The organism is Streptomyces sp. A1277 (assembly GCF_004795015.1).
In the GTDB taxonomy this organism is placed as follows: domain Bacteria; phylum Actinomycetota; class Actinomycetes; order Streptomycetales; family Streptomycetaceae; genus Streptomyces.
In genome coordinates, this window is sequence record NZ_SSBI01000004.1 from 188540 (window position 1) to 200681 (window position 12142).

The following is a 12142-nucleotide window of genomic DNA, read 5'->3' on the forward strand; positions in this document are numbered from 1 at the left end:
CGCCGGGTGAGGGTGGTGGCCGATGGCGTGGTTTCGCCGTCGTCACCCCTGACGGCCGGTCCTGACCAACCCGACCGACGAGAGCTGGAGGACCGATGGCTGTACGGCACCGCCTGATCGAACGCACCGTGGAGGACGTCTGGAAGGTCCTCGCGGACGACAGGCTCTACAGCGACTGGGTGGTGGGGACCTCGGACTCGCGTCCCCGGCACGGCACCTGGCCGGAGGTCGGCTCCAGCCTCACGTACACCGTCGGGCTGGGGCGGTGGTCCGTGCAGGGGACCACCTACGTCCGGCGGTGCGAGCCCCCGCACGTGCTGGAACTGGAGGCCGACAGCGGCTGGATCGGCACCGCCCGGATCGCCCTGGAGGTACGCCAGTGGGGCGAGAGCGCCCTGGTCACCCTGGACGAGCACCCCCTGCGCGGCCCGGCCGGGAAGTTTCACAACGGCGCCGTGGACGCGCTGATCCAGCTGCGCCACCGCAGCGTGCTCGCCCGGCTGGCCAAGACCGTCGAGGCGTCCCCGAAGGGCACGCGCCAGGCGGTCTGACCGAGCCGGTCACCCTTCGGCTGCGAAGAGATGGAGGCATCGATGCCGGACGCGGTGGTCATCGGCGCGGGACCCAACGGTCTCGTCGCGGCGAACCTCCTGGCCGCGGCGGGGTGGAGCGTGGAGGTGCTGGAGGCGCAGCCGGAGCCCGGCGGCGCGGTCCGCAGCGACCGCGGCGTGCACCCCGACTACGTCAACGACCTGTTCAGCTCCTTCTACCCGCTCGCGGCGGCCTCCCCGGTCCTCGGCGGCCTCGGCCTCCAGGCGGAGGGGCTGCGCTGGTCGCGTGCCCCCCGCGTCCTGGCGCACCCGCTGCCGGACGGCCGGTGCGCGGTCCTCGAAGGGCGTGCGCACGACACGGCGGCCGGGCTCGACGCGTTCGCCGAGGGCGACGGGGCGGCCTGGCTGGAGCTGTGCGCCACCTGGGACCGGGTGCGGCGCGACCTGCTGGGCGCGCTGTTCACCCCGTTCCCGCCGGTACGCTCCGCCGCCCGCCTCGCCGCCCGGCTCCGGGCGGCCGACGGCCTCCGGCTGGCGCGGACCCTGCTGCTGCCCGTGCGCCGCCTCGGCGAGGAGCGGTTCGGCGGCGAGGCGGCCAGGCTCCTGCTCGCGGGCAGCGCGCTGCACGCCGACCTCGGCCCCGAAGCGGCGGGCAGCGGCGGCTTCGGCTGGCTGATGTCCATGCTCGGCCAGACCTACGGGTTCCCGGTGCCGGTCGGCGGCGCGGGAGCCCTCACCTCGGCACTGGTGCGGCGGCTGGAGCGGCACGGCGGCGTCGTCCGCTGCGGTGAGCGCGTGACCGAGATCGTCGTACGCGGCGGACGCGCCGTCGGCGTACGCACCGCGAAGGGCGAGGCCGTCCCCGCGTCCCGTGCCGTGCTCGCCGATGTGTCGGCGCCGGCGCTCTACGGCGGGCTGGTCGACGCCCGGCACCTGCCCGGCCGGCTCCTGGACGACCTGCGCCGGTTCCAGTGGGACTTCGCGACGTTCAAGGTCGACTGGGCGCTGAACGGCCCGGTGCCGTGGACCGCGCGGGCGGCGACCACGGCGGGCACCGTGCACCTGGCCGAGGGCGTGGACGGCCTCACCCGGTTCGCGGCGCAGATCGCCACGGGCCGGGTGCCCGACCGCCCGTTCCTCCTCTTCGGCCAGATGACCACCGCCGACGCCACCCGCTCACCGGCCGGCACCGAGGCCGCGTGGGCGTACACGCACGTCCCGCACCGCATCAAGGGCGACGCGGGGGAGGACGGCCTGACCGGGCGCTGGGACCGGAGCGAGCAGGAAGCCATGGCCGACCGCATGGAGCGGGAGGTCGAGCGCTGGGCGCCGGGCTTCCGCTCCCGCATCACCGCCCGTCGCGTCCTGGCCCCGCCCATCATCGAATCCATGGACGCCAACCTGCCCGGCGGTGCGATCAACGGCGGCACCGCGGCCGCGCATCAGCAACTGCTGTTCCGCCCGACCCCGGGCACCGGCAGGCCCGAGACCCCGGTGAAGGGCCTGTACCTCGCCTCCGCCTCCGCGCACCCGGGCGGCGGGGTGCACGGCGCCCCCGGCGCCAACGCGGCTCGTGCCGCGCTGCGGCGCACCCTGCGCCCGGTGCCCCGGGCCTCGCGCGGCCGGAAGCCCTGAGGCACCGCCCCCGCCGGCGCGCCGGTCAGTTCTTCTCCGCGGCCCGGCCGCCCGCGCCGAGCAGGCCCGTGGCCGTGAACTGCGAGCGGGTCAGCTCCTTGCGGGTCGCCAGGGCGACCACCCCCGGCAGCGCGGCCCGTACCGCCTGTACGCCGTGCAGCCACCCCGGGACGTACACCGACGGGGCACGCCGCTCGATCGCGGCCACCAGGCGCCGGGCCACATGCGGCGCGGGGTAGGTCTTGCGGGCGGGCGGCGGCATGTGGGCCCGCAGCTCGCGGAGCACGGGGTGCTGGTCGGCGTCGCGGATCATGTCGGTGTCGATCCAGTTCAGGTACCCGATGCCCACGCTGACTCCGCGCGGGGCGAGCTCGGCCCGCAGGGAGTGGGCAAGGGACTCCACGCCCGCCTTGGAGGCGCAGTACGCGCTCATCATCGGCGCGGCGCCGATGGAGGCCAGCGAGGCGACCTGGAGGTAATGGCCGCGGGTCTCCAGCAGCTGCGGCAGGAACACCCGCGCGGTGACCGCGCTGCCGACGAGATTGACCTCGATCACGCGCCGCCAGCTCGCCGGATCGGAGTCCGTGAACGGGCCGCCCTCGGCGACGCCCGCGTTGGCGACGACGACCGACACCGGGCCGAGACGGCGGCGTACCTCCTCGGCGGCGCGGGCCATCGCCCCGTCGTCGGTGACATCGACGTGCCAGTGCCCGGACGGCGCGGGGAGCGTGGCGGCCACCCGGGCGAGCGCGTCCTCCTCCAGACCGAGCAGGGCCACGCGCATGCCCCGGGCGGCCAGCTCCCGGGCCACGGCCTTTCCGAGGCCGCGCGCCCCGCCCGTCACCACGGCCGTCCGGCCGTTCAGCAGGTGCTTGCGGTCAGTCACGGGACTCCTTCGCGGGGCGGGAGGGCCAGGGGCGCCCTCGTAACGGCCATGGTGACCCGCGGGTCGCGGATGTGCGCGGCGGGAGCCGCCGCCCGCCCGCCCCGCATGCGGCGGCGGACGCGGGGCACGAGGCCGGAGACCGTTCGTTCGAGTCGCGGCGGGCCGCGACCCCGTTCACTCTGAATGGGGTGAACCCGCGCCGGCGGCCGACGAGTACCCGCCTGCCCGCACGTGTTCGTACCCTCACGGAGGATTCGGATGACGACAGCCGCCGCACCACCCGTCGACCTGGGGAGTCTGTGGACCCTCCCCGGGGTCTACGCGCCACAGGCCGACACCCACCTGCTGGCGCGGGCGCTCCAGGCCGAAGGACTCACCGCGGACATGGACGTCCTCGACATCTGCACGGGAAGCGGCGCCCTCGCCCTGCTGGCCGCGCGGAGCGGGGCCCGGGTCTCGGCCATCGACATCTCCCTGCGGGCCGTGATGACCGCCCGCCTGAACGCCGCCCGCGCCGGACACCGCGTCCGTATCCTGCGCGGCGACCTCACCGGTCCCGTCGCCGCCCAGCACTTCGACGTGGTGATGAGCAACCCGCCCTACGTGCCGGCCCCCCACGCACGCCGCTCCCGCAGCCACGGCCCCCAGCGCGCCTGGGACGCCGGCCTCTGCGGCCGCGAGTCCCTGGACCGCATCTGCGCCCACGCCCCCGGCCTGCTCCGGCCGAACGGCGTGCTGCTCCTCGTCCACTCGGGTCTGTGCGGTGTCGAGGAGACGCTGGACCGGCTGACCGCGAGCGGCCTGCGCTGCGCGGTGACGAGCCGGGCCTTCGTACCGTTCGGGCCGGTCATGACCGAGCGGCTGCCCTGGCTTCGCGCCCAGGGCCTGATCGGGCCCGATGAGAACACTGAGGAACTGGTGGTCGTCCGTGCCCAACGAAGCTGACCGCCCCCGTCGCCTGACCGTCGAGCGCAACGGCCCGGTGCTCGTCGAGGGCCCGGTGGAGATCGTCCAGGAGGACGGCACGATCGCCGCGTCCGACCGCTTCGTCGTCGCCGTCTGCACCTGCCGCCGCAGCCGGATGTACCCCTGGTGCGACACCAGCCACCGGCGCCACACGAAGCCCCCGGGCGCCGGCCGGGGCGACGGCTGAGCGGCACCGGCACGTGCGACGGCCCGCACCACCCCCGTGCGGGCCGTCGCCGGTAGTCCTCAGCGAGCAGGGCGGAGGCGGACCGGGAGAGTCTGGTGGCCGTTGCTGATCAGGGAGGGCAGGGGGAGCAGGTCGGCGGCGGGGACGGCGAGTTCGATGTCGGGGAAGCGTGCGAAGAGCTGCTGGAGGGCGGTGGCGATCTCCAGGCGGGCGAGCGGGGCGCCGAGGCAGAAGTGCACGCCGTGGCCGAAGGCCAGGTGGTCCTTGGCGGGGCGGGTGAGGTCGAAGTCGTCGGCGGTGGGGCCGTGCCAGTCGGGGTGGCGGTTGGCGGCGGCGTACGAGGCGAGGATCGCCTCGCCCTCGGCGATCGTCTGTCCGTCCGGCAGGGGTATGTCGGAGAGTGCGTAGCGCAGGGGGATGTGCTTGACGGCGGGCTCGTGGCGCAGGGTCTCCTCGACCACGTCGTTCCAGTCGGCGCGGCCGGCGCGCAGGTGGGCGAGCTGCTCGGGGCGGGTCAGCAGGGCGGTGATGGCCTGGTCGATGACGTTGACGGTGGTGTCGTAACCGGCGGAGATCATCAGGAGCAGCGTGTCGCGCAGCTCTTCGTCGGTGAGGCTGCCGCCGTCGCCCTCCTCGTCGCGGGTGGCGAGCAGCAGGGAGGTCATGTCGTCGCCGGGCTGGGCGCGCTTGGAGGCGATGAGCTGGTTGAGTGCCTCGTACAGACCGGCCGTGTTGGCGGTGGCCTGCTCGACGGTGAGGGTGGTGTCGAACACGCCGTCGACCACGGAACGGAAGCCGTCGAGCTGATCGTCGGGGACGCCCATGAGGCGGCCGATCACCGCTATCGGCAGCGGGTAGGCGAGGTGCGTGCGCAGGTCCACCGGCTCCCCGGCCGGCTGCGAGTCGAGGCCGTCGAGGAGTTCGGAGACGACCTTCTCGACGGAGATGCGCAGGTCCTGGATGCGGCGGGCGCTGAACGCGGGGGCGACCATCCGGCGCAGCCGCCGGTGGTCGCCGCCGTACGCGGTGAACATGTTGTTCACGGCGACCCACAGGGCGAGCGGCCAGGTGGCCACCGTCTCGGCGAAGGCAGGCCAGTGGGCGCGGGCGTCCTTGGAGACCTGCGAGCTGGTCAGGAGCTCCTTGAGGAGGGCCGGGTCCGTGATGGACCACGCGGTCACCCCGAGGACGTCCACGCGGGTGGCGGGGCCGCGCTCGCGCAGGGTCCGGTACTCCGCGTGGCGGTCGGCACCGGCGGGGTCGAGGACGAGGATCTGCTGCTCGGACATGTGGCTTCCTTCAGTGGGAGGCGGTGAAGACGATGGGAAGGGATTCCAGCGCGCGGTGGAACGGACCCGGCCGCCAGCGCAGTCCGTCCTCCGGGACGGCGAGGTCCATCTCGGGCAGGGCGTCGAGCAGATAGGTGACCGCGGTCTCCGCGATGAGGTACGCGTGGGACCGGGCCGGGCAGCTGTGCGGGCCGATGCTCCAGGCCAGGTGGGCGCGGTTGCCCGCGATGCCTCCCGGGGCCTGCGCGATGGCCGGGTCGTTGTTGCAGGCGGACATGGAGACGAGGACCGGCTGGTGGGCCGGGAGGAGCACGCCGTCGATGTCCGCCGGGTACGGCGGATAGGTGACGCAGTAGTTCGCCAGCGGCGGGTCCGTGTACAGGACGGTGTCGAGCGCGTCCCGCACGGTGGAGTGCCCCGCGTGCAGCCCGGCGGAGAACTCCTCGTCGGTGAGGATCTTCAGCTGGGTGTTGGCGATGAGGTTGGTCAGCGGCTCGATGCCCGCCCCGTACAGGGTGACCAGCTGGTGCCCCATCTCCTCGTCGGTCAGCTGCGCCTGGTGGGCCAGGAGCCGGGAGGTGATGTCGTCGGCCGGGTGGCGCCGGCGCAGGGCCACGAGGTCGACGACGGCCTGGCCGAGGATCTCGTTGCCCCGCTGGGCGTCGGTGGCCTCGAAGACGCGCGACATGCCGTCGGCGATCCGCGCCCCGATTTCGTCCGGGCAGCCGAGCAGGGAGCTCAGGACGCGGAAGGCGATCGGCCAGGCGTACTGGGTGAGCAGGTCGGCGCTGCCCGCGGTGATGAAGTCCCCGACGGCGCTCTCGGCCAGCTTCTCCACCCGGGCCCGCAGCTCGTGCTGGTCGACGGCGTCGATGGCGGTGGTGTTCGCCGCCCGGTAGCGGGCGTGGGCGGTGCCGCTGCTGCGCAGGGCGTTGGGCCGCCACTCCATCATCGGCCGCACCGGGCACGAGGCCGGCACCTGCTCCTGCCAGACGCGCGGGTCGTGCGGGAAGTAGAGCGGGTCGTTGAGGATGCGCCGCGCCTGGAAGTAGCCGATCACCAGCGTGGCGGGGACACCCGGGGACAGGTCGACGGGGACCAGGGGCCCGTACGCCGCCCGCATCCGCTCGTAGGCGGCGTGCGGGTCGGCGGCGAACTCCGGTTCGTACAGGGCGATCCGGCCCGCCGGGGCCGGCGGCACGGTGCTGCTGGGGGAGGTCATGGCGTGGGCTCCAGGGAGAGGGCCGCGCGGTGCGAGGCGAGGTATTTCGTGAGCGTGATCAGGGCGTACACGCAGGAGGTACGGTCCCGCGCGTCGCAGGTGGTCAGCGGTGTCGCCGGGTCCAGGGCCAGGGCCTCGCGGATCTCGGCGAGGCCGTACTCGGGGGCGCCGGGAAAGACGTTGATCGCGACCGCGTACGGAATGGCCAGGTCCTCCAGCAGCCCCAGCGCCCCGTGGCTCGCGTCCAGGTCCCGGGTGTCGGCCAGGACCAGGCAGCCCAGCGCCCCATGGGCCAGGTCCTCCCACAGGGGCTGGAAGCGGACCTGCCCGGGCAGCCCGAACAGGTACAGGGCCAGGGCGCCGCCGGCCAGGTGGATGCGGCCGAAGTCCATGCCCACGGTCGTCGTGGTCTTGTCCGGCACGCCGCGCAGGTCGTCGACCCCGGCGCTGTCCTGGGTGATCGGCTCCTCCATGCGCAGCGGCCTGACCTCCGAGACGCTGCCGATGAAGGTCGTCTTGCCCACGCCGAAACCGCCGGCGATCAAGATCTTGGCGGACTGGGTCACCGTGGACGGAACGTACGAGACGCCGTTCGGTGAGTCAGACCAGTTCTCGCAGTCCATCAAGCACCTTCTGCAGGAGGTCGTTTTGTGGCTGGTCGTCGGCGGCCGGGGCCGGGCTGGCCAGGTGGCCGCTGTCCATCAGGGAGGACACGATGATCCGGACGGTGGAGGGCGGCAGTTGCAGCGCGGCGGCGATGTCGGCGACGGCGAGGCCGCCCCGGCCCACCGCGAACAGGCTCATCACCCGCCGCGCGTCGGGCCCCAGCTCGCCGGCCGGGCCCGAGGCGGCGACGACCACGCTCTCCAGGCGTACATCCCGGTCCGGGCGGACCCGCCCGCCCGTGCGGACGTAGGGCCTGACCATGTCCGGGTCGTGCCGTGGTCCGCTCATGCGAGGGGGCCCCCGTCCGGCTGGAGGACCGGTGTGCGTTCCTTCGTCCCCAGCTGCTCGCCGAGGCGGACGACGAGCAGGGCCATGTGGTGGCTGATCAGGCCGACGTCGGCGTGCGGGCCCGTCGTGACCACCGAGAGCATCGTGTGCTGCCCGGCCGCGGTCGTGAGACCGATCGTGGACACCGACTCGATCAGCTGCTGGCGCACGCCCTGCCCGCCGGTGAACTCGTCCCACGCGCGGCCCGAGGCGCGCAGCGAGGCGGTCAGGGCGGCCAGCTTCTCGCCGTCCTCCTGGCTGATGGTGCGGGTCCGCGCCTTGAGCAGACCGTCGCCGCTCATCAGCACGGCGTACCGGACGCCGTCCACCGATCCGAGCTGCTCGTCCAGCAGCCAGCCCAAGGTGTTCGCGTGCGTGTCCGACATGATCAACGTCCTTCGTCCGTACGAGGGGTGTTCTGGTTGTCCCGGCTGCGGCGGCTGCCCGCCATCCACGCGGCGGCCACCGCGGGCCTGCCCGGCTCCACCACCGGCTCGGGCCCGGACCGGGCGGCGGCGGGCCGCCCGCCGCGCCGGCGGACGGTGAGCCCGCTGGCCGTGGTCGTCTGCGCCGCCTGGGACTCCGGCTCCGGCACGGAGGCCGGCTCAGGCGTCGGAGCCGGCAGAGGCACGAGCTCGGGCTCGGGCCGGGACATGGGCGGGGCCTCCGGCAGCAGGGACGGCTGCGGGGCCGGCGGGACGGCGGCGGACGGACGGGCCGCGGGAAGCGTCTGCGCGGAGACGGACCGGGACGGACCGGGCGTCGTCAGCAGCGCCTGCGGGAGCACGATGATCGCGCGGGTGCCGCCGTACAGGTTGGGCGCCGTCAGCTCGACCCGGAAGCCGTACTGGTGGGCGAGGACCGAGGCGACGCGCAGCCCCGTCTGCGGGTACGCGCCCAGCCGGGTGATGTCGTTCCGCTGCTCGCCGGACATCACCTCCCGGGCCCAGGTCAGCCGCTCGTCCTCCATCCGCAGACCGGCGTCGTCCACCACCAGGAACGCCGCGTTCGCCCCGTGCTCCAGGGAGACGTGCACCCGGGCGTTCGGCGGCGAGTAGCGCAGGGCGTTGTCCAGCAGCACCGCCAGGGCGTGGACGACCGCCTCCACGGCACGGCTCTGCACCGCGAAGGACTCCAGGTCCGTGTGCTGGATGCGCTGGTAGCCCTCGACCCGGCCCATGGCGGTGCGCACGACATCGGTCAGCGTGGTGGCCGGCCAGCGCCGCGACAGCTTGTCACCGGCCAGGACGCCGTAGCCGGACGCGGTGAGCAGCATCTGCTGGGCCAGGTGGTCCAATTCGACCAGCGTCGCGTACGCCTCGTCCGAGACGTGGCGGCGCACACCGGCGCTGATCGTGCTGCTCAGCTTCGCCGCGCGGTGCACCGTGCTGGAGGCGAAGGCGCGGACGGCCGCGCGCGCCACGTCCACCGACTCCTGACGGACCTGGGCGACCTGACGCTCCGTCTCCGACCAGACCTGGGCGAGCTGTTCCTCGGCGGCGTTCTGCGCCAACTGGCCCGTCATGGTTATGGCGGAGCGCACCTGGCCGGCCAGCGCGCTGAGCCCGTTGGCCAGCTGAGTGTGCGCCAGCTGCGGCGGGACCGCCAGGTCGAGCTGGTAGGGGCGGCCGGTCTGCGCCTCCGACGCGGCCGCCTGGACGACGGTCTGTGCGATGTACGCGACGAACTGCTCGGCGGCCCGCAGCTGCTGGACCAGCTGCTCGCGCTGCTGCTGGAGCTCGTCCGCCCGCCGCTTCTCGGCGCGGGCCCGGCGCAGGAAGTGGAGCGACGCGCCGGCGCCGGCCGCCAACACGAGCAGGATCGCTATCAGTTCGGTCATCGGGTCCTCGCGAGGATCAGGGGGACGGTTCCTGCGGCTCCGGCGGGCATGCCGGCCCGCGGGCCGCCGAGGCCGAAGCACCCGCTGCCGGGGGCGTGTCGCATCGTGTCTGTACTCCGTAGTGCCCGGACTTCCGGGATCTGGCGGCGCTCAGGACGGGCCGCCTGGGGGAGGGGAACGTGTCGCCGAAGGCGCTCGGTCAGCTGCGGCCGGAAGCGGCGAGGCGTCTTCGCAGCGTGTCGCGGCCGGCTCCGGAGCCGGCCGGGAGGGGGCGATCTGAGCGGTTGACCGGCGAGGGGGACATGACAGAAGCCTAATCCGAAACGACCAAGGAGCGCAGAGGAAACCGGGTCTGACGGGCCATCGCGCGGGGAAAAGAGCGGAACCACCTGCGAGGGCCGCACGTCCCGGGCCCCTCGCTAGGATTCGGTGGCGGGCCCGGACCGCGGGGACGGGCCAACCAGCGCCAATGCAAGCGTACTTCCGAACCGACGCGCCGGCGGGAGAGCGGCCGGGCGGTGGGCGGGACATCAAGTGAGTGGAGAGCCAGACATGCGTGGAGGCAGCATCGCCGTGGTCGGCGGGAGCATAGCGGGGTGTGCCACGGCCCTGGCCGCGTCGCGCGCGGGAGCGGACAAGGTCACCGTCTTCGAACGCGCCGACGCCGAACTCCGGGACCGGGGCGTCGGGATCGCCCTGCAGAGCGACCGCTACAACGAGCTGAAGGACGCCGGATACGTCGCCCCGGAGATGCCCTGGGCCCCGCTGACCCGGCGGGTGTGGAGCGTACGCGACGGCGACGCCGCCAAGGGACGGTCCTTCGGCGAACAGCCCTTCCCCTTCCGCGCCTACAACTGGGGCTCGCTCTGGAGCGAGCTGCGCCGCCGGGTGCCCGAGGACGTCGACTACCGCTCCGGCGCCGTCGTCACCGCCGTGGAACCGGGCGACGACGGGGTGACGCTGCGGCTCGCCGACGGGCACGAGGAACACTTCGACCTCGTCATCGGCGCCGACGGCTACCGTTCCGTGGTCCGCGAGGCCATGTTCCCCGGGGTCAGCGCCGAGTACGCCGGCTACATCGGCTGGCGCGGTGCGTCGGCGGACGTCGAAGGGCTGCCCTCGGACGGCCTCGACGCGCACAACATCGTCTTCCCCGGCGGCCACTGCATGATCTACCGCATCCCGGACGGCGCCGGCGGCCACCGCCTCAACTGGGTGCTCTACACCGCGCCCCCGCAGACCGACGGCCTCCACCCCGACCTGCGCACCCCCACCTCCCTGCCGCCCGGCCGCCTCAACTCGCAGCTCACCGACCACCTGCGCGCCCTGGTCGCCGCACACTTCCCGCCGTTCTGGGCGGACAAGGTCCTCGGCACGCCCGCCGAGACCACCTTCATCCAGCCCATCTACGACCTGGCGGTCCCGCACTACACCTCCGGGCGCATGGCGCTCGTCGGTGACGCCGCCAGCGTCGCCCGGCCGCACGTCGGCGCCGGCAGCGTCAAGGCGCTCCAGGACGCCACCGCACTGGAGGCCGCCTGGATCGCCGGGGAGAGCTGGAAGGACGTGCTGGAGCGGTACGACAGCGGCCGGGGCGCGGTCGGCTCCGCCATGGTCGCGCTCGCCCGCCGGATGGGCAGCACCCAGGTCGAGAACACCCCGGACTGGTCCGCCATGGGCCAGCCGGAGTTCGATGCCTGGTGGCAGGACCAGAACAGCGGCTCCGACCGCAGCAGCGGCTTCGGCGGCCACAGCCTCAAGGTCAAGTAGAGCCCCGGACGCGAAGGGGGGCGGTCACCGGAATCCGGTCACCGCCCCCCTTCGCGCCGCCCGGCGCCGGTCAGGCCGCCGCAGGCGCGAGTTCGAGCGCGGCGTGCAGCGCGGTGGGGTCGGTACGGGCGTCCGCCCCGTCCAGCCGCAGCCCGACCCGCCCCGAGGTGAGCACCGTCAGCGTGTGCGCGCACTCGGCGGCCTGGGCCGGGCTCGGCGACACCAGCAGGACGGCGATGCCCTCCTCGGCCAGCGTCGTCACCAGCTCGTGGACCTGGCGGACCAGGGCCGGGGCCAGGCCCTCGGTCGGCTCGTCGAGCAGCAGCACACTCGGCGAACCGAGCAGCGCGCGGGCCAGGGCCAGCATCTGCTGCTCGCCGCCGGACAGGTCCGTACCCCGGTTGCCCCGGCGCTCGCCCAGCCGCGGCAGCAGCTCCAGCACCCGGGCGGGCGTCCAGACGCTCGGGCGCGTGGCGTCGCCCCGGCGCGGCGGGCGGTAGGACAGCCGCAGGTGTTCGGCGACGCTGAGGTTGGCGAAGACCCGGCGGCCCTGCGGGACGAGACCGATCCCGGCGCGGGCGATCCGGTGGGCGGGCTGCCCCGTCACGTCCCGGCCGTGCAGCCGCACGGTGCCGGCGCCGGGGCGCATCAGACCGGCGACGGTGTGGACGAGCGTCGTCTTGCCGGCGCCGTTGTGGCCGACGACGGCGTGGACCGTGCCGGCGGGTACGGACAGGTCGAGGCCGTGGAGGACGGTTCCGCCGTGGTAGCCCGCGGTCAGGCCCGTGAGTTCGAGCATCGGG

The 12142-nt window shown here is 74.1% G+C and carries 13 protein-coding genes; 5 read left to right on the forward strand and 8 right to left on the reverse strand.

Annotated features, from left to right (window positions below; all coding sequences use genetic code 11):
- The first annotated feature begins 95 nt into the window (after positions 1-95).
- Positions 96-551 carry an SRPBCC family protein gene (locus E6R18_RS04685; protein WP_136315544.1) on the forward strand — a complete coding sequence of 152 codons (456 nt, stop codon included), beginning with the start codon at positions 96-98 and terminating at the stop codon, positions 549-551.
- Positions 552-593: 42 nt separating this feature from the next.
- Entirely contained in the window at positions 594-2186 is a 1593-nt protein-coding gene (locus tag E6R18_RS04690; RefSeq protein ID WP_136315545.1) for an NAD(P)/FAD-dependent oxidoreductase, read from the forward strand.
- A gap of 25 nt (positions 2187-2211) precedes the next feature.
- On the opposite strand, the gene E6R18_RS04695 is transcribed toward E6R18_RS04690, so the two are convergent.
- Entirely contained in the window at positions 2212-3072 is an 861-nt protein-coding gene (locus E6R18_RS04695) for an SDR family oxidoreductase (RefSeq protein WP_136315546.1), read from the reverse strand.
- Positions 3073-3330: 258 nt separating this feature from the next.
- Between E6R18_RS04695 and E6R18_RS04700 the strand changes: the two genes are divergently transcribed.
- Both E6R18_RS04700 and E6R18_RS04705 read left to right on the forward strand, forming a co-directional pair.
- The gene (locus E6R18_RS04700; RefSeq protein ID WP_136315547.1) at positions 3331-4017 is read left to right on the forward strand and encodes a HemK2/MTQ2 family protein methyltransferase; all 687 of its coding nucleotides are present in this window, start codon (positions 3331-3333) and stop codon (positions 4015-4017) included.
- A complete protein-coding gene (locus tag E6R18_RS04705) occupies positions 4001-4225 on the forward strand; it encodes a CDGSH iron-sulfur domain-containing protein (RefSeq protein WP_136315548.1) in 225 nt (74 codons plus the stop codon). Before E6R18_RS04700 ends, E6R18_RS04705 begins: the two co-directional genes overlap by 17 nt.
- Before the next feature lie 59 nt (positions 4226-4284).
- Here E6R18_RS04705 and E6R18_RS04710 read toward each other — a convergent pair whose 3' ends face one another.
- The 6 genes from E6R18_RS04710 to E6R18_RS04735 are packed head-to-tail and all read right to left on the reverse strand — an operon-like array spanning position 4285 to position 9569.
- Entirely contained in the window at positions 4285-5514 is a 1230-nt protein-coding gene (locus E6R18_RS04710) for a cytochrome P450 (RefSeq protein ID WP_136315549.1), read from the reverse strand.
- A 10-nt stretch (positions 5515-5524) separates the two neighbouring features.
- Entirely contained in the window at positions 5525-6736 is a 1212-nt protein-coding gene (locus tag E6R18_RS04715; RefSeq protein WP_136315550.1) for a cytochrome P450, read from the reverse strand.
- Positions 6733-7359, reverse strand: coding sequence for an ATP/GTP-binding protein (locus E6R18_RS04720; RefSeq protein WP_168712274.1), 627 nt, complete (start codon positions 7357-7359; stop codon positions 6733-6735). The genes E6R18_RS04715 and E6R18_RS04720 overlap by 4 nt, the downstream gene beginning before the upstream one ends.
- Positions 7337-7663 (reverse strand): DUF742 domain-containing protein, encoded by a 327-nt coding sequence (locus tag E6R18_RS04725; protein ID WP_168712276.1) that lies wholly within the window; start codon positions 7661-7663, stop codon positions 7337-7339. The genes E6R18_RS04720 and E6R18_RS04725 overlap by 23 nt, the downstream gene beginning before the upstream one ends.
- A 23-nt stretch (positions 7664-7686) precedes the next feature.
- Complete coding sequence (locus E6R18_RS04730) at positions 7687-8115, reverse strand: roadblock/LC7 domain-containing protein (RefSeq protein WP_136315552.1); 429 nt, start codon at positions 8113-8115, stop codon at positions 7687-7689.
- Positions 8116-8117: 2 nt separating this feature from the next.
- Positions 8118-9569 carry an ATP-binding protein gene (locus E6R18_RS04735; protein ID WP_136315553.1) on the reverse strand — a complete coding sequence of 484 codons (1452 nt, stop codon included), beginning with the start codon at positions 9567-9569 and terminating at the stop codon, positions 8118-8120.
- Between the two features lie 552 nt (positions 9570-10121).
- Here E6R18_RS04735 and E6R18_RS04740 point away from each other — a divergent pair.
- Positions 10122-11339 (forward strand): FAD-dependent monooxygenase, encoded by a 1218-nt coding sequence (locus tag E6R18_RS04740; RefSeq protein WP_136315554.1) that lies wholly within the window; start codon positions 10122-10124, stop codon positions 11337-11339.
- 70 nt (positions 11340-11409) lie between these two features.
- Here E6R18_RS04740 and E6R18_RS04745 read toward each other — a convergent pair whose 3' ends face one another.
- Complete coding sequence (locus E6R18_RS04745) at positions 11410-12138, reverse strand: ABC transporter ATP-binding protein (protein ID WP_136315555.1); 729 nt, start codon at positions 12136-12138, stop codon at positions 11410-11412.
- Between the last annotated feature and the right edge of the window lie 4 nt (positions 12139-12142).

What these genes read in the sequence shown, in the direction of transcription:
- E6R18_RS04725 (WP_168712276.1), bottom strand. Translation starts at nt 7,663, where the DNA reads ATGGTCAGGCCCTACGTCCGCACGGGCGGGCGGGTCCGCCCGGACCGG.
- E6R18_RS04685 (WP_136315544.1), top strand. Translation starts at nt 96, where the DNA reads ATGGCTGTACGGCACCGCCTGATCGAACGCACCGTGGAGGACGTCTGG.
- E6R18_RS04740 (WP_136315554.1), top strand. Translation starts at nt 10,122, where the DNA reads ATGCGTGGAGGCAGCATCGCCGTGGTCGGCGGGAGCATAGCGGGGTGT.
- E6R18_RS04745 (WP_136315555.1), bottom strand. Translation starts at nt 12,138, where the DNA reads ATGCTCGAACTCACGGGCCTGACCGCGGGCTACCACGGCGGAACCGTC.
- E6R18_RS04720 (WP_168712274.1), bottom strand. Translation starts at nt 7,359, where the DNA reads ATGGACTGCGAGAACTGGTCTGACTCACCGAACGGCGTCTCGTACGTT.
- E6R18_RS04690 (WP_136315545.1), top strand. Translation starts at nt 594, where the DNA reads ATGCCGGACGCGGTGGTCATCGGCGCGGGACCCAACGGTCTCGTCGCG.
- E6R18_RS04710 (WP_136315549.1), bottom strand. Translation starts at nt 5,514, where the DNA reads ATGTCCGAGCAGCAGATCCTCGTCCTCGACCCCGCCGGTGCCGACCGC.
- E6R18_RS04735 (WP_136315553.1), bottom strand. Translation starts at nt 9,569, where the DNA reads ATGACCGAACTGATAGCGATCCTGCTCGTGTTGGCGGCCGGCGCCGGC.
- E6R18_RS04700 (WP_136315547.1), top strand. Translation starts at nt 3,331, where the DNA reads ATGACGACAGCCGCCGCACCACCCGTCGACCTGGGGAGTCTGTGGACC.
- E6R18_RS04730 (WP_136315552.1), bottom strand. Translation starts at nt 8,115, where the DNA reads ATGTCGGACACGCACGCGAACACCTTGGGCTGGCTGCTGGACGAGCAG.
- E6R18_RS04715 (WP_136315550.1), bottom strand. Translation starts at nt 6,736, where the DNA reads ATGACCTCCCCCAGCAGCACCGTGCCGCCGGCCCCGGCGGGCCGGATC.